A 16,257-nucleotide genomic window follows, 5' to 3' on the forward strand; every position below is an offset into this window, starting at 1 on the left:
ACGATCCAAGCCCCATCCCGCCGATGCAGACCCCACCGGTGCTCAAGGTGCGGCTCGTGCACGCGGAACCCGGCCAACGGGTGGTGCAGGCGAGCGCCTGGCAGGGCAACAGCTGCCTGGGCAGTTCCCTCGGTGAAGCCGCCGGTGCGGAGGAGGCGGAAGAGCGGGCGATCGAGCGATTGCAGCAGCGCCTGGCCGCAACAGCCCCGGCTGCAGCCTCAGAACCCGCACCAGCGCCAGCGGCCAATGGAGCGGTACGCCATCCAGTGATCCGGCAATCGCCCACGCCCACGACGCCCCCACCGCCGCCAGTGGCCGAAGACACGGCCCCGGAGCCCCAAGCGCCGCCCCAGCCCAGCCTGTTCAGCGCAACCGAAGCAAGCCCCCCAGTCGAACCACTCCCCATTGGGGGCACCGTGGAACCACCAGCCGATCCCGAAGACTGGAGCGATGAGCTGGCCGAGCTCGATGTGCAACTGCAGCGCATCGGCTGGGATCGCAACCAGGAGGCGCATTACCTGCAGAGAGCCTTCGGCCACCCCAGCCGCAATCGGCTCACGGCCTATGCCGATCTGGTGAGCTACCTGCGCTGCCTGCGGAACCTGAGCCCTGGATCGGATCCCAACAGTGCGCCCGTGCCCCTGCGCCGCAAAGACCTGCTCGAGCAATCCGATCAACTGCTGCGCAGCCTGCAATGGGATGCCAGCCGCGGCCGAGAGCTGCTCGAGCAAAACTTTCAGCTGAGCAGTCGTCAGCAGCTGAGCGATGAGCAGCTCCTGCAGTTCAACATGTTGCTGGAGGAGTCGCTGATGAGCGCAGCCGGAGCCTGAGCCAACCGATGCCCCGCTACGCCCTGTTGGAGCACACCGGCGCCCCAGACGATCCAGGCGGCTGCCACTACGACCTGCTGCTCGAAAACGGCGAGCATTGCCGCACCTGGCGTTTGGCCCACAAACCCGCCGCCGGAGAGCCCGCCCAAGCTGCTGTGGAGCTGGCCCCCCATCGGCTGGTGTGGCTCATGCCGCGCAGTGCCGCCGTTTCTGGTGGGAGAGGCTGGGCCCGCGGCATCGCCCATGGCCACTACGCCGGTGCTTTGCCCAGCGACACCCAGGCGCCAGTGTGTGTTCAGCTGCTGGATGGTGCACTCGCAGGAGACCTGCGTTTAGAGGAGGGCTGCTGCGTGCTGGAGGAATGCCCTACCCCAACCGGCACTGTGCCCTGATTAACCGAACACCGAGCTGAAGGTTGTCCTGGTTCGCGTAGGCCTCTTCCTCTAACGCCCGCTCCAGAGCAGTGCTGTTGCGGTAAAGCGGTTCTTGCAGGTGGCGGCGCGCTGCACCCTGCACTTGCCGCGACAAGCCGAGCAACTTTGGGTGCGCGCTGAGGGCCCCGTTGCGACAGCTCTGGGCGACGTGAATGGCTTCATGGTTGAGCACCCGAGCAAATTCACGGCTGCCTTTCGACGGAATATCGGGCCGAATCCGCAACACGCCCCGGGCTGGGTCCCACTCACCTGCCGCACCCTGCTTGCGCGGCGGGCCGAGCAGCACCGTCACACCCGAGTGCCGCATCTGCGTGAGCAGCTGGCGGATCACCGATCGCTCCAGCGCGAATGTTGGCGGATCACGCATCAAGGCCTTGATCTGCTCCAGCGTGAGCGGCTGATCATCCGGGCGCTTCTGATACACGTAGCGGGTGCCACCACCGGGGATCGGCTCCGCCCGCGGCACCCAGGCCCGATCGCCAGCCCCCAACTGCGCGAAGAGGCCCTGCTCGCGCTCAGGGGTGAGCACAAAATCCCCACTGGATGCCAAGGCGTGAGGGTTAGGACGCTCCGCAAGAAGGCTCAGGGCCGCGCCACCTACCAACAACAGCGCCAGCGCTGCAACCCTGCTCAGGCAACCGAAGCGAGGTGACGCGCTGGCCATCGACCCATTCTTGCGAGGATGGGCCGCTGTGCCGATTGAGCTCCATGCCCCTCACCGCCCTGGTGCGTCAGCTGCAGCAGGCTCCGCTCACCGGCGAAGTGCTGCAGCGCAGCCAGCGACAGGAGCGGCTGCGGCTGAGCGGTGCTGGGCGTGGAGCGAGGGCCCTGGTGAGCAGCGCCCTGGCAGGTGCTGCCGAAGCACCACTGCTGGTGGTGGTGCCCACCCTCGAGGAAGCAGGCCGCTGGGCGGCGCTGCTGGAGCTGATGGGCTGGAGCAGCGCTCAGCTCTACCCCACCAGTGAGGGCAGCCCCTATGAGCCCTTCGATCCCACCAGCGAGATCACCTGGGGCCAGCTGCAGGTGCTCAGCGAACTGCTGGACGCAACCGGCGGCCAGCGGCTGGCGATCGTGGCCACCGAACGGGCGCTGCAGCCGCATCTCCCACCGCCGGCAGCCTTGAAGGCCCAGTGCCTGAGCCTGCGCAAAGGCGACACGGTGGATCTCGAGCAGCTGGGCGAAACGCTCACGCGCCTGGGCTATGAGCGGGTGACCGCGATTGAGCAGGAGGGCAGCTGGAGCCGCCGCGGCGACATCGTGGATGTGTTCCCGGTGAGCGCCGAGCTGCCGGTGCGCCTGGAATTTTTCGGGGAGGAGCTGGAGAAACTGCGGGAATTCGATCCCGCCAGCCAGCGCTCCCTCGATCCGATCGAGGTGGTGCGGCTCACCCCTAGCGGCTACGGCCCGTTGATTGCAGAAGCCCTGCGCGAGGGCATGCCCGATGGACTGGATCAGCTGCTCAGCCCGGAAGCGCTGGAGCAGCTGCTGGAAGGGGGCACCCCCGAAGGGATGCGCCGGCTGATGGGCCTGGCCTGGAGTGAGCCGGCCTCACTGCTCAGCTATCTCCCCGCCAACACGCTGATCGCCGTGGATGAACGGCGCCATTGCCTGGCCCACGGCCAGCAGTGGTTCGATCACGCCAGCGACCACCACAGCGAAGTGAGCGCCGAGCTGGGCGTGGAGCTGCCCGCGGTGCTGCACCGGCCACCCGAGCAAGCCCTCGCCACCACCGAAGCCTTCGCCGGTTTCGATCTGGCGGAGCTGCACGAAAGCGACAGCCACGCCAACAGCTTCGATCTGGCGAGCCGGCCGGTGCCGGCCTATCCCAATCAATTCGGCAAGCTCGCCGAGCTGATCAAGGGCTTCCAGCGCGACAAGGCCAAGGTATGGCTGCTCTCCGCCCAGCCCACCCGGGCCGTGGCGCTGCTGGAGGAGCACGACTGCATCAGTCGCTTCGTGCCCAACCCGGGCGATGTGGCCTCAATCGATCGGCTGATCGAGCAGAACACGCCTGTGGCCCTCAAAACCAAGGGCACCGCTGAGCTGGAGGGTCTGCAGCTGCCCGCCTGGAAGCTGGCGCTGATCACAGACCGGGAGTTCTTCGGCCAGCAATCGCTCACCGCCACGGGCTACGTGCGCCGGCGCCGCAAGGCCGCCAGCCGCACGGTGGATCCCAACAAGATGCGCCCCGGCGATTTCGTGGTGCACCGCAACCACGGCATCGGCAAGTTCCTCAAGCTCGAGAAGCTGGCGATCAGCGGCGAATCGCGCGACTACCTGGTGGTGCAGTACGCCGATGGCCTGCTGCGGGTAGCGGCTGACCAGCTGGGCAGCCTCGGCCGCTATCGCGCCACCACCGAGCAGCCGCCCGATCTCAACCGCATGGGCGGCACCGCCTGGAGCAAGGCCAAGGAGCGGGCCCGCAAGGCCGTGCGCAAGGTGGCGCTGGATCTCGTGAAGCTCTACGCCGAGCGCCATCAGGCCGCGGGCTTCTGCTTCCCCGCCGATGGCCCCTGGCAAAGCGAACTGGAGGAGTCGTTCCCCTACGAACCCACCCCCGATCAGCTCAAGGCAATCGCCGATGTGAAGCGCGACATGGAGAAGCCCCAGCCGATGGACCGGCTGGTGTGCGGTGATGTGGGCTTCGGCAAAACCGAAGTGGCGATTCGCGCCATCTTCAAGGCGGTGACGGCCGGCAAGCAGGTGGCGATGCTCGCGCCCACCACGGTGTTGGCGCAGCAGCACTGGCGCTCTCTTTCTGAGCGCTTTGCGCCCTATCCGATCAAGGTGAGCCTGCTCAACCGGTTCCGCACCACCGGCGAACGCAAAGCGATCCAGGAAGGGCTCGGCGAAGGCACGGTGGATGTGGTGGTGGGGACGCACCAGCTGCTGGGCAAGAGCACCACGTTCAAACAGCTAGGTCTGCTTGTGGTGGATGAAGAGCAGCGCTTCGGCGTGAACCAGAAGGAAAAGATCAAAGCCCTGCGCAAAGACGTCGACGTGCTCACGCTCTCGGCAACCCCGATCCCCCGCACCCTCTACATGAGCCTCTCGGGCGTGCGCGAGATGAGCCTGATCACCACGCCGCCGCCGCTGCGCCGGCCGATCAAAACCCACCTCGCCGCTCTCGACGACGAAGCCGTGCGCAGCGCCATCCGCCAGGAGCTCGATCGCGGCGGCCAGATCTTCTATGTGGTGCCGCGGGTGGAAGGCATCGAGGAAGTGGCCGAACGGCTGCGGCTGATGATCCCTGGCCTACGGCTGCTGGTGGCCCACGGCCAAATGGCCGAAGGCGAGCTGGAGAGCGCGATGGTGGCCTTCAACGCCGGCGAAGCCGACTTGATGCTCTGCACCACGATCGTGGAGAGCGGCCTCGATATCCCGCGCGTCAACACGATCCTGATCGAAGACGCCCACAAGTTCGGCCTCGCCCAGCTCTACCAACTGCGCGGCCGTGTGGGCCGCAGCGGCATCCAGGCCCATGCCTGGCTCTTCTATCCCGGTGATGCCTCCTTGAGCGAGGCGGCGCGGCAACGGCTGCGGGCCATCCAGGAGTTCGCCCAACTGGGCAGCGGTTACCAGCTCGCCATGCGCGACATGGAGATCCGCGGCGTGGGCAACCTGCTGGGGGTGGAGCAGAGCGGCCAGATGGAAACCATCGGCTTCGACCTCTACATGGAGATGCTGCAGGAATCCCTCGCCGAGATCCAGGGGCAAGACATCCCGGCCGTGGACGACACCCAGATCGATCTGCCGATCACAGCCTTCATCCCTGGCGACTGGATCGCCGACAACGACGAGAAGATGGCGGCCTACCGCGCCGCGGCCGACTGCACCAGCCCGGACGCGCTGTTGCAGCTCGCCACCGATTGGGTGGATCGCTATGGCGCCATCCCAGCGCCGGTGATCTCCTTGCTGCAGCTGATGGAGCTGAAGCTGCTCGCCAAGCGCTGCGGCTTCTCGCGCATCAAACCGGAGAAACCCAACATCGCCCTGGAAACGCCGATGGAAGAGCCCGCGTTCCGGCTCCTGCGCCAGGGCCTTCCCCAACACCTGCACGGCCGACTCGTGTATCAGGCGGGGAGCGGCAGCACCGCCAAGGTGCTGGCCCGTGGCCTCGGCGTGCTGCCGATGGAGAAACAGGTGGAGGAGCTGATGACCTGGCTTAAGCAGATGGCCGAACAGATCCCCGGCGCCGATGGGCTCACCGATGCCCAGCGCACCGAGCAGATCCAGGCCAAAAACGAAGCGGTGCTGGCGGTGTGACGCCAAGCCAGCTCTAGGCCTAGTGCCAGATCACACCAGGCCTCTCAGGTGCGCAAAAGTCCGTTACAATTCTGAGAACTTCTGTAACGGGCTCTCATGGGTGCTGGTCTGGGCGAGGTGATCGATCTGGGTTCCAGCTTCGGCAGCGGTGGCCTGAGCCTGATCTCCTCCCTGATGGGCCTGATCGCGCTTGGCGTGTATGCCCTGCTCCAAGGCGACACCGGCAACGATGACGACGACTCCACCCCCGGCGGCGGCTTGATGCAGCCGGTGGGCAGCGCCGCCTGAGTCTTAAACGGCCTTAGCGGCCGCTTCCGGCTCCACTCAGGGCAGCCGGCACGTTGGCGCTCGCCGGGTTGTAGAGCTTGGCCTTCGTGATGCCGTTGCTGGCCTTCACCTGCTTGAGCAGGGTCGATTCGGCCGCGCGGTATTGGCTGTCTTTGGAAGTCCCGAGATCTTCCAGCCGCAACTTCTGCGCTTCCTGAGCGGTGAGCTTGGCGCGCACATCGGGATCAATGCCGTGCTTGTGAATGTCGCGGCCATTGGGGGTGAGGTATTTGGCGATGGTCACGGTCATGCCGGAACCATCGGAGAGGCCGCGCACCGATTGCACCAGGCCTTTGCCGAAGGTCTTCTCACCCACCACCACCGCACGGTGATTGTCCTGCAGGGCACCGGAGAGAATTTCGCTGGCGCTGGCTGAACCCTCATTCACCAGCACCACCAGCGGGCGCTGGGTGAGGGCGCGACCGGTGGCGCGCTTGGTGTCCTGAATGCCGTCGCGGGTCTTGGTGGAGACGATCACCCCTTCATCCATCCATTGGCGGGCAATGGCGATGCTCGCCATAAGCAAACCACCGGGATTGCTGCGCAGATCAAGCACATATCCCTGCACGTTCTCGCCCTCCAGCTTCTTGAGGGCATCGGCCATGTCCTTGGCCGCATTGGCGTTGAACTGCTTGAGGCGGATGTAGCCGATGCGGGTGCCATCGGCGCTGGTGTTCACCTGGCTATCCACAGCGTGCAGCTCAATGCGCGCACGCACCAACGGGGTGTCTACCACCTTGCCGTCTCGGCGCAGTTGCAGGGTCACGGTGGAACCGGCCTGGCCGCGGATCAGCTTCACCGCGTCCTCGGTCGACATCCCCTTGGTGCTCTTGCCGTCGATCGACACGATCACGTCCTTCGGCATCACCCCAGCCCTGGAGGCCGGCGACCCCTCAATCGGGCTCACCACCACCAGTTCCTTGGTCTCTTTGTCGAGGCTCAGCTGAATGCCCACCCCCGAGAGCTCGCCGGAGGTGTCGATCTGCATCTCCTTGAACTCACGCGGATCCATGAACCGCGTATAGGGGTCATCCAGGCTGGCGAGCATGCCGCGGATGGCTTCGTAGCTCTCCTTGGAACTGCCGTAGGTTTTCGAGAGCACCTGACGGCGCAGGGTGCGCCATTTCTCCGGCGTGTATTTGCCGTTGATGTCCAGGTAGTCGCGGAAAACGATCTGCCAGGTCTGATCAATCACCTCCTTGGGGCTGTCGTTCACCAACGACGCCGCACTGGGCGCGAGCAGGGGTGGGAGCGCCACCACCCCCAAGGCACCAACACCCACCAGCACCAGGACCCGCTTCCCCCGAATGCTGCCCATCAACGGCTCCTGAGCCCTTCAATACGTTCAAGCTAGCCCCTGAATCGAGGCGTGAAAGGGGGGAAAACCGGAGAATCCGTCAGGGATCCACCCAGCGGCCGTCGTCTTTGATGAGAGCGATCAGGGCATCAACGCCCTCGGCCTCGGGCACGCGGCGAATCTCCTCACGGCCGCGGTAGAGGGAAATCACCCCAGGGGTCTTACCCACGTAGCCGTAGTCGGCATCAGCCATCTCACCGGGGCCATTCACGATGCAGCCCATCACGGCGATGTCGAGGCCCGTGAGATGGGAGGTTGCACTGCGCACCTTGTGCAACACCTCCTCCAGGTTGAACAGCGTGCGGCCGCAGCTGGGGCAGCTCACGTACTCCACCATCGTTTTGCGCAGGCCCAGGGCCTGGAGGATGGAGTAGCAAACGGGGATCTCCTTCTCCGGCGCCTCGGTCAGCGACACGCGGATCGTGTCGCCCAAGCCCTCAGAGAGCAGGGTGGCGATGCCGGCGGTGCTCTTGATGCGGCCGTAGTCGCCGTCGCCGGCCTCGGTCACGCCCAGGTGCAAGGGGTAGTGGAAGCCTTCCGCATCCATGCGGTCGGCCATCATCCGGTAGGCGGCCAGCATCACCGGCGCCCGCGACGCCTTCATCGAGATCACGATGTTGTGGAAGTCGAGCCGGTCGCAAATGCGGATGAACTCGAGGGCGCTCTCCACCATCCCGAGGGGGGTATCGCCGTAGCGGAACAGCATCCGCTCAGCCAGGGAGCCGTGGTTCACGCCGATGCGCAGGGCCTTGTCCTGCTCCTTCAGCAGCTTCACCAGCGGCTCAAACGTTTCGGTGATGCGATCGCCAATGGCCGCGATCTCCGCCTCAGAAAACTCCGTGCGGTTGGGGTCAGGCTTGTCGAACACGAACAAGCCCGGATTGATGCGCACCTTGTCGACGTGCTGCGCCACCTCGAGGGCGATCTTCATGCCGTTGTGGTGCACATCCGCCACCAGCGGCACCGGCTTGTAAGTGCTCTCCAGCCGCTGGCGGATCTCACCCATCGCCTTGGCATGGGCCAACGACGGCACCGTGACCCGCACGATCTCGCAGCCCGCTTCGTGCAGCCGGCGGATGCCGGCGGTGGCGCCGTCGATGTCGAGGGTGTCCTCGTTGATCATCGACTGCACCACCACCGGGTGGTCGCTGCCCATCCACAGGTCGCCCACGCGCACGCTGCGGGTTTTACGGCGGCGGATCACCGTGTCGTAACGGGGATTGATCGCTGCCTCGGTTGCCGGAGCGGAAGCCAGAGAGGCGGTCATGGCAGCAGCGCGCGCGAGGGCCGAAATGGTTGGCGCAAGCCTGTCACAGCGGAGCGTTCAATTGGGCCAGGCGCCGCTGCACGTCCTGAAGGTCGTGCCAGGTGAGCCATTTCGGGGATCCCCGCTCCTTGGACGCGTTGCGCAACAGATAGGAGGGATGCAGGATCGGCATCAACCAGCGGCCCTCCCACTGCCTCCACTGACCGCGCAGTTTGGTGATGCCGCCCTTGATGCCCAGCAGGCCCTCCACCGCCGTGGCACCGGCCAGCAGGATCACCGGCGGATCCACCAGCTGGATCTGCTGATCCAGCCAAGGCCGGCATGCGGCCATCTCCAAGGCCGTGGGCTTGCGGTTCTCCGGCGGGCGGCACTTCACGATGTTGCACACGTAGGCATCGCGGTTGCTGTCGATCCCCACGCTCTCGAGCATTCGATCGAGCAGCTGACCGGAACGCCCCACAAAGGGCTTGCCCTGCTCATCTTCCTGGGCACCAGGCCCCTCACCAATGACCATCAGCGAGGCCTGGGGATTGCCTCGGCTCACCACCACCTGGGTGCGGCTGTGGCCGAGGCCGCAGCGGCGGCAGCCGTCGCAGGCCGCGGCCACCTGATCCAGCTCCTGCTCCAGTTCGGCAGCGGAGAGGCGGCTGGCCTGGGGCGGAAACATCGTCATGGCGCCGACTTTATGCAGCGCTCATCAGCAACAGCAGGCCATTGCCTTCGGGATCGAGCAGCCACACCTCATGGCCGAAGGCTTCCTGCCGCGGCTCCTCCAACCGCTGCGCCCCCAGCGCTAGAGCCTGCTCCATCCATCGCGTCAACGCGGCCGCGCCCCCCTGGCGTTTGAGGCACAGCGAAAGACGGCCACGCCCGGGCGGCAGCGCACGCTGCCGGCTGGGGCGATAGAGCTCAAGCCATCCCATCTGCGGCAGCAACACGCGCCAATGGGCTGCACTGAAACCAGGCGAGGCCGAGGCCTGCACCAGGGCCGCGTAAAAGGCGGCGAGCTCCTTGGGCTCATCAGCAGCCAGCACCACCGCCGCCGAAACCGGCTCCATCGGGTGCAACAAGGCTGGATCTGACACGGGGCTTAGCAGGCTCGCCACTACCAAACAGTGTGCGCTGAACGCTTGCAGAGATGCGGGATACGGCAGGATGCACATCACACCGGCAAAGCCCTGCGGCGATGCCCTTTTCGTCGCTGCGCCGATGCTGCGCCCGCCCTCTCAGCGCACCCTCCAGCGCACCCTGACGCTGTCCGCCCGGGCCGAGGCTCTTCAGCCTTCCCTCACCTTGGCCATCGCCGCCAAAGCCAAGGCGCTCAAGGCCGAAGGCCACGACATCTGCAGCCTCAGCGCCGGTGAGCCCGATTTCGACACCCCCTCCTTCATCTGTGAGGCCGCTGCTGCCGCGTTGCGCAATGGCCAAACCCGCTACGGCCCCGCCGCCGGTGAACCGGCCCTGCGGGAGGCGATCGCCGCAAAGCTGAGCCGCGAGAATCAGGTGCCCACCCGCGCCGAGCAGGTGCTGGTGACCAACGGCGGGAAGCAGGCGCTCTACAACCTGTTTCAGGTGCTGCTCGGCCCCGGCGATGAGCTGCTGCTGCCCGCTCCCTACTGGCTGAGCTACCCGGAGATCGCCCGCCTGGCGGGAGCCTCCGTGCGGTTGCTACCCAGCTCGGCCGCTGAAGGATTCCGGCTTGATCCCGCCCAGCTGGAGGCCGCCATCACCCCGGCCAGCAAGCTGCTGGTGCTCAATAGCCCCAGCAATCCCACGGGGATGGTGCTGAGCCGCCAGGAGCTGGAAGCCATCGCCGCCGTGCTGCGCCGCCATCCCCAGGTGGCGGTGGTGTGCGACGAGATCTACAAATTCCTGCTGGCCCCTGGCCATGAGCACCACAGCCTCGCTGCGGTGGCGCCGGATCTTGCCGATCGCGTCTTCAGCGTGAATGGCTTCGCCAAAGGTTGGGCGATGACGGGCTGGCGCATCGGCTGGCTGGCCGGCAATGCCGCTGTGGTGAAGGCCGCGATTGCGCTCCAGAGCCAGAGCACCAGCAACGTGTGCAGCTTTGCCCAATTCGGAGCCCTCGCCGCCATCGAAGGCCCCCGCGACTGCGTGCACGCCATGGCGGAGCAATTCAACGAGCGCCGCCAACGGCTGAGCGATGGTCTGCAGGCCATCGCCGGGCTGCAGCTGCTCCCGCCAGAAGGGGCCTTCTACGCCTTCCCGGATGTGAGCAGCACCGGCCTCGACTCGATGACCTTCTGCAACCGACTGCTCGATGAGCACGGCCTGGCGGTGGTGCCCGGTGTGGCCTTCGGTGACGACCGCTGCATCCGGCTGTCCTGCGCAGCTGGCAACAGCACCATCGACGATGGGCTCAGCCGGCTCGAGGGCTTCGTGCGGAGCCTGTAAGGCGGCCGGCTCGCAGGGAGAATCAGCCTGCACCCGTTGCGGTGACCCCGCAGCTGATTCAGCAACCGAGCATGTTCAAGTTCCCCCAACGCGGCCGAGAACGTTCGGCCGCCGTGCTGGCCGGCATCGGCCTGGCCCTGGCTCCGGCGGCCCTTCCCCCCTTCAGTCCCACCCAGCTGCCTCTGCCGGCAGCCCACGCGCAGCAAACCAGCAAGCTGGTGCTGCGCATCAGCGCCATCCCCGATCAGCAGCCGGAGAAGCTGAACCGGCTCTACGGGCTTGTGGCCAATGAATTGAGCAAGCAGCTTGGCGTGCGGGTTCAGTACGTGCCCGTGACGAACTACACAGCTGCCGTGAGCGCGTTCCGCACGGGAAGCCTTGATCTCGTGTGGTTCGGCGGCCTCACCGGCGTGCAGGCCCGCCTTCAGAAACCGGGCGCCAAGGTGCTCGCCCAGCGCGACATCGACGCCTCCTTCCACACGATCTTCATCGCCAACACCAAGAGCGGGCTGAAGCCAGTCACCTCCGTGCAGGGGCTGAGCCAGCTCAAGGGCAAACGTTTCACCTTCGGCTCGGAGAGCTCCACCTCCGGGCGCCTGATGCCGCAGTATTTCCTCGGCCAGGCCGGGGTGAAGCCCAACCAGTTCGCCGGCGGTGCGCCTGGCTTCAGCGGCAGCCACGACGCCACGGTGGCCCTGGTGCAGAGCGGCGCCTATGAAGCCGGCGCCGTGAACGAGCAGGTGTGGCGCGCCAGCCTCCACAACGGCAAGGCCAACCGCTCCAAGGTGATGGCGATCTGGAAAACCCCTGGCTATCCCGATTACCACTGGATTGCGCAGCCCGATCTGGACAAACGCTTCGGCAAAGGCTTCACCAACCGGATCCAGAAAGCGATCCTGAGCTGGCGGCCGAGCAACCCGGAGCAGAAGCGGATCCTCAGCCTGTTCGGTGCTCAGCAGTTCACCACGGCCCAAGCCAGCGCCTATGGCCGGATCGAACAGGTGGGTCGCCAGATCGGCCAGATCCGCTGAGGGCGGGCGCCTGAGGCCAGCAGGCAGCAGAATCGAGGGGCGAGAGTCTCGCCCTTCCCCATGACGCTGCTGCTGGATCTGGTGCTGGTGGTGGCCGGGTTGCTGCTCTGGCAGCGCAGCTGCAGTGAGGGTGACGACGTGTGGGTGCTGTTCCTACGCTCCCTGGCCGCCATCGATCTGGCCGTGATCGCCCTGGGCAATGGCGTGCTCTGGTTGGAAATTCCCCTGCTGGTGCTGGCTCTCAGCCTGCCTTCCGTGAAACGCATCGAAGGCGAGGAGCAGCGCTGATGAATCCCCGCGGCCCCGACATCACCGAGCTGATGCTGGTGGGGCTCATCTTGGCGCTGCTCGCCTTCCGCTTTAGCTCGCTGTAGTTGAGCCGTCTCCCGCGAGCCCGCCAGGCACAGTGGGGAGTCATGGAGAGCCCAGCACCAACCCACCACAGCCTGGCCAGCGCACCCGTGCTGGAGCTGCGCCATGTGGCGGTGCCCGGGCGTGAGCAACCCCGCCTGGAGGGCATTGATCTCACCTTGAGGCCCGGCGAACGGGTGGCGTTGCTGGGCCCCAGCGGCGCCGGCAAAAGCACCCTGCTGGCGGTGGCGAATGGACTCCTTGAGCCCTCGCAGGGTGAGGTGCTTTGGAGCGGCGCCAGGCGCGCCCGCAGCCAGCGGGCTCGGCGCCGCCAGCAGGCCCGCATCGGCACCCTCTGGCAAGACCTGCGCCTCATCGAAGAACTGAGCGTGCAGCAAAACCTCAACTGCGGTCGACTGGCCCAATGGGGTTGGCCGCGCGCCCTACTCAATTTGCTGCTGCCCCTGGAGAGCGACGCCTGCGCAGAAGCCCTGCGGCAGGTGGATCTCGAACCGCAGCTGCTCAACCAACCGGTGGGCGAGCTCTCGGGCGGCCAACGCCAACGGGTGGCGATCGCCCGTTTGCTGCGCCAGCAGCCGCAACTGCTGCTGGCCGATGAACCCCTGGCCAGCCTCGATCCGCGCCTCGCCCAAGACCTGCTGCAGCTGCTGCTCGCCCAGGCCTCCGCACCGCGGGCGCTGTTATTGAGCTTGCATCGCCCCGATCTTCTGCAGGGCTTTGATCGAGTGGTGGGTCTACGCCAAGGGCGCATCCACGTCGACTGTGCCGTCAACCAGCTCCAAGACGCAGATCTCGAGGCTCTTTACGCCGGTGTGCCCGTAGCCAGCGGCGCCCAATGAAACCAGCTGCGCCGCTGCTGCTGCTGGTGCCCGCCCTGGTGCTGGTGCCCGTGATCCTGCTCCTGCCTGGGGTGGTGCATGGTGGCGGCTGGGAGCTGATCGGTGAGTTTCTGCTCGCGGCCGTCCAGCCCTCCACCGATCCCGTGGTGCTGGCATCGCTGCTGCGGGGGCTGGGGGTGACCGCCGGCATGGCGTTGCTGGGCTGGTCCGCCAGCCTGCTGATCGGCCTGATCGCCGGGTTGGCCAGCTCGCGGTTGTTGTGGCGCACGCTGATTGGCCACAGTTGGCCGGCGGAAGGGCTGCGCCGATTGCTGGCGATTCCACGCTCCATCCATGAACTGATCTGGGGTCTGTTGCTGCTGCAGGTGATCGGCCTGCAACCGGTAATCGCGGTTGTGGCGATTGCGATTCCCTACGGAGCCCTGGTGGCCCGGGTGGTGAGCGACCTGCTCGACAGCCTCAATGCACGCAACCTGCAGGCCCTGGTGGCGGCAGGGAGCCCGCCCCCGGCGGCCTTGCTCACCGCCATGGGGCCGCCGCTGCTGCCGGGGCTGATCAGCTACGGCGGCTATCGGCTCGAGTGCGCCCTGCGCAGCGCCACCTTGCTGGGGGTATTCGGCCTGGGGGGCCTGGGCAATGAACTCCTGCTCACCTTGCAATCGCTGCAATTCCACGAGCTCTGGAGTGGCCTCTGGCTGCTACTGGCGGTGATGCTGGCGCTGGAAGCCGTGATCGGCAGGCTGCGGCGGCGCTGGGGCATGCCGAGCCGCTTCAGCCTGCGGGGCAGCACGGTGGGGCGCCGGGGGCGGGAATTGGTGCTGGCGGCCCTGCTGCTGGTGCCGGTGGTGTTGGGCGTGGGGCAGGCCCTGGCCGTCGAGCCAGCGGCCCTCTTTCATTGGCAAGCACTGCCGCCCCTCCCCCCGGGCGGCTGGAGCGAAGCCCTGGCCTTGCCTTGGCCAGCTCTGGTGTTCAACACCGTACTGCTCACCCTCCTGGCTGCGGCGCTGGCGGTGGGTGTGGCACCGCTGCTCCTGTTACTGGTGGCGCCGTGGCCTTGGGGGCAGCGCTTGCTGCAACTGATCTGGGCGATCGGGCGGCTGTGGCCGCCACCACTCACGGCCCTGCTGCTGCTGTTCGTGCTCAAGCCAGGGCTGATCACCGCCGCGCTGGCCCTGGGCTTTCACAACCTGGGGATCCTGGGGCGATTGCTGCTGGAGGGCAGCGAGGCAGCCGGGCCCCAACGGCAGGAGGCCCTCAGCAGCAGTGGCTGTGGGCCGCGGTTGGCGCTGCTCTATGGCCGCTTCAGCGCCCTGGCGCGCTCCTACCTGGCCTATGGCGCCTACCGGGCCGATGTGATTCTGCGGGAAACGGTGGTGGTGGGGCTGGTGGCCGGCACAGGCCTGGGCAGCCAACTCAACCAGAGCCTGAGCGCCTTCGCCTTCGATCAACTGGTGCTGCTGCTAGCGGCTTACGCGGTGCTCACCCTGCTGGGGGAAGATCTCAGCGACCGCGCCCGCCAACGGCTGCTGCAGCGATGAGCGTTCCGATTCCCCGCAAGCTGATCGTGCTGGGGGACAGCGGTGTGGTGGGCTGGGGAGATCCAGAAGAAGGCGGTTGGTGCGAACGCCTCCGCCGCCACTGGATGGGGCTACCCCAGGGGCCCGTGCTTTACCCGCTCGGTGTGCGAGGAGATGGGCTCGAGCGTGTGGCAGCCCGGCTCCAGCAGGAGGTGAGCTGCCGCGGCGAACTGCGCCGGCAGCTGCCCCAGGGCATCCTGCTCTCGGTGGGCCTCAATGACACCGCCCGTGTAGGCCGTGCCGATGGACGCCCCCAACTCGATGCCGATGCCTTTCTCTTCGGGGTGCAGCAGGTGCTGCAGCAGGCCAAAGCCCTGGCGCCGGTGTTGGTGCTGGGCCTCACACCGGTGGATGAAGCCGTGATGCCCTATGCGGATGTGCTCTGGTACCAACTGGAGCATGTGCGCCGCTACGAGGGCCTGCTGGAAGAGGCCTGCCTCGAGGCGGATGTGCCGTTTCTGCCGCTGCTGGAGGGGTTACTGCAGGACCCCCATTGGTTGCAGTGGTTGAGCAGCGATGGGTTACACCTCAACAGCGAAGGCCACCGCCAGGTGTACGAACGGGTGCGGCACTGGCCGGCCCTGTTGCAGTGGGCCGACCTGCAACCGCTCACGATCAGCAGCGTCAGCGCCTGATCACCCCGCAGCAAGGCGCCCTCCCCCAAACGGGGGAGACCCGCTCCACCGCTGAGGTGGAGCCTGGAGCTGCTCGGGCAAGCGAGCGTGAAAACACGCAACCGCACACACCCGATGCACACCCTCACCCCCCGCGCCGACTTCAGCCAGCGCAATGCCGCCCTGCTGGCGGCTTACCAGCAGTGCCGCAGCACCACCAACCGCAATGCCGTGATCCACGCCAACCTGCCGCTGGTGTGGCGGGTCGCCCGCCAGGAATCGCAACGCAGCGGCCATAGCTTCGACGACCTCACCCAGGAGGGCTGCCTGGGGCTGATCAAAGCCGTGGAGCGCTTCGACCCCGGGCGGGGGCACAGCCTGAGCACCGCGGCGGTTCCGTGGATTCGCGGCGCGATCCGTCACTACCTGCGCGATCGCTCGCACACCATCAGCGGCAGCCACCACCTGCTTGAGCTGCATCGCCGCGGGCAGGTCCTGCAGGAGCAGCGCCAGCAGCAGGGCCTCGCCCCCCTGAGCGCGGGCGCCCTGGCCACTGCCTTGGGCTGCAGTCTCGAGCGCTGGCAGCTGGCCCTGGCGCGGCGACGCAGCCTGCAGTTGGCCAGCCTGGAGCAACCGCACTTTGATGATGACGGCGAACTCACCCCCCTGGTGGAGCAGCTACCCGACAGCAGGGGCAACGATCACTACGCTCCAGTGCTCCGGCAGGAGCAACGGCGCCAACTCTGGCGGGTGCTATGCCGGTTGGAGCGGCGGCAGCGGCGCTGGATCCTGGGGCGGCTCCTTCAGCGCCACACCTGGGGGCAGCTGGCCAACGGCAGCGGCCTGAGTGCCAAGGCCATGCAACGGCGCTACAACCTGCTCCTGCAAGAGCTGCGTCAGCAGCTCACGCCCCTGATGAGCAGCTGAC

At 66.8% G+C, this 16,257-nt stretch carries 16 protein-coding genes; 11 read left to right on the forward strand and 5 right to left on the reverse strand.

Translation table 11 applies throughout. The features are described from left to right. The first annotated feature begins 23 nt into the window (after positions 1-23). Both KUL97_RS05075 and KUL97_RS05080 read left to right on the forward strand, forming a co-directional pair. Positions 24-830 (forward strand): hypothetical protein, encoded by an 807-nt coding sequence (locus KUL97_RS05075; RefSeq protein WP_217795868.1) that lies wholly within the window; start codon positions 24-26, stop codon positions 828-830. A gap of 8 nt (positions 831-838) precedes the next feature. Continuing rightward, positions 839-1,222 (forward strand): hypothetical protein, encoded by a 384-nt coding sequence (locus KUL97_RS05080; RefSeq protein ID WP_217795869.1) that lies wholly within the window; start codon positions 839-841, stop codon positions 1,220-1,222. Here the strand turns inward: KUL97_RS05080 and KUL97_RS05085 are convergent. Beyond that, on the reverse strand, positions 1,197-1,928 hold the full coding sequence (locus tag KUL97_RS05085; RefSeq protein WP_217795870.1) for a hypothetical protein: 732 nt from the start codon (positions 1,926-1,928) through the stop codon (positions 1,197-1,199). The two genes, KUL97_RS05080 and KUL97_RS05085, sit on opposite strands and share 26 nt — an antisense overlap. A gap of 44 nt (positions 1,929-1,972) precedes the next feature. Here KUL97_RS05085 and mfd point away from each other — a divergent pair, with 44 nt between their 5' ends. Then, the gene (mfd, locus tag KUL97_RS05090) at positions 1,973-5,530 is read left to right on the forward strand and encodes a transcription-repair coupling factor (RefSeq protein ID WP_217795871.1); all 3,558 of its coding nucleotides are present in this window, start codon (positions 1,973-1,975) and stop codon (positions 5,528-5,530) included. Between the two features lie 96 nt (positions 5,531-5,626). After that, complete coding sequence (locus KUL97_RS05095; protein WP_217795872.1) at positions 5,627-5,818, forward strand: hypothetical protein; 192 nt, start codon at positions 5,627-5,629, stop codon at positions 5,816-5,818. A 13-nt stretch (positions 5,819-5,831) separates the two neighbouring features. On the opposite strand, the gene KUL97_RS05100 is transcribed toward KUL97_RS05095, so the two are convergent. The 4 genes from KUL97_RS05100 to KUL97_RS05115 form a co-directional block, all read right to left on the reverse strand. Next, positions 5,832-7,175 (reverse strand): S41 family peptidase, encoded by a 1,344-nt coding sequence (locus KUL97_RS05100; RefSeq protein WP_217795873.1) that lies wholly within the window; start codon positions 7,173-7,175, stop codon positions 5,832-5,834. 79 nt (positions 7,176-7,254) lie between these two features. Continuing rightward, positions 7,255-8,481, reverse strand: a complete 1,227-nt coding sequence (gene ispG / locus KUL97_RS05105; RefSeq protein ID WP_217795874.1) for a (E)-4-hydroxy-3-methylbut-2-enyl-diphosphate synthase — start codon at positions 8,479-8,481, stop codon at positions 7,255-7,257. Between the two features lie 43 nt (positions 8,482-8,524). Next, on the reverse strand, positions 8,525-9,154 hold the full coding sequence (locus KUL97_RS05110) for a uracil-DNA glycosylase family protein (RefSeq protein WP_217795875.1): 630 nt from the start codon (positions 9,152-9,154) through the stop codon (positions 8,525-8,527). Between the two features lie 10 nt (positions 9,155-9,164). Continuing rightward, positions 9,165-9,566: a VOC family protein gene (locus KUL97_RS05115; protein ID WP_368656092.1), complete on the reverse strand. Its 402-nt coding sequence runs from the start codon at positions 9,564-9,566 to the stop codon at positions 9,165-9,167. A gap of 124 nt (positions 9,567-9,690) precedes the next feature. Between KUL97_RS05115 and KUL97_RS05120 the strand changes: the two genes are divergently transcribed. From KUL97_RS05120 to KUL97_RS05150, 7 genes are all read left to right on the forward strand, one after another. Beyond that, entirely contained in the window at positions 9,691-10,896 is a 1,206-nt protein-coding gene (locus KUL97_RS05120; RefSeq protein ID WP_217795876.1) for a pyridoxal phosphate-dependent aminotransferase, read from the forward strand. Between the two features lie 71 nt (positions 10,897-10,967). Beyond that, positions 10,968-11,927, forward strand: a complete 960-nt coding sequence (locus KUL97_RS05125; protein WP_217795877.1) for a putative selenate ABC transporter substrate-binding protein — start codon at positions 10,968-10,970, stop codon at positions 11,925-11,927. A gap of 60 nt (positions 11,928-11,987) precedes the next feature. Continuing rightward, on the forward strand, positions 11,988-12,215 hold the full coding sequence (locus KUL97_RS05130) for a hypothetical protein (protein WP_217795878.1): 228 nt from the start codon (positions 11,988-11,990) through the stop codon (positions 12,213-12,215). Between the two features lie 128 nt (positions 12,216-12,343). Beyond that, on the forward strand, positions 12,344-13,138 hold the full coding sequence (locus KUL97_RS05135; protein WP_217795879.1) for an ATP-binding cassette domain-containing protein: 795 nt from the start codon (positions 12,344-12,346) through the stop codon (positions 13,136-13,138). After that, positions 13,135-14,676 carry an ABC transporter permease gene (locus KUL97_RS05140; protein ID WP_217795880.1) on the forward strand — a complete coding sequence of 514 codons (1,542 nt, stop codon included), beginning with the start codon at positions 13,135-13,137 and terminating at the stop codon, positions 14,674-14,676. The genes KUL97_RS05135 and KUL97_RS05140 overlap by 4 nt, the downstream gene beginning before the upstream one ends. After that, entirely contained in the window at positions 14,673-15,350 is a 678-nt protein-coding gene (locus tag KUL97_RS05145; protein WP_217795881.1) for a GDSL-type esterase/lipase family protein, read from the forward strand. Before KUL97_RS05140 ends, KUL97_RS05145 begins: the two co-directional genes overlap by 4 nt. 114 nt (positions 15,351-15,464) lie before the next feature. Next, positions 15,465-16,256 carry a sigma-70 family RNA polymerase sigma factor gene (locus KUL97_RS05150; protein ID WP_217795882.1) on the forward strand — a complete coding sequence of 264 codons (792 nt, stop codon included), beginning with the start codon at positions 15,465-15,467 and terminating at the stop codon, positions 16,254-16,256. Position 16,257: the final 1 nt, after the last annotated feature.

Source organism: Synechococcus sp. HK05, from assembly GCF_019104765.1.
In the GTDB taxonomy this organism is placed as follows: Bacteria; Cyanobacteriota; Cyanobacteriia; order PCC-6307; family Cyanobiaceae; genus Vulcanococcus.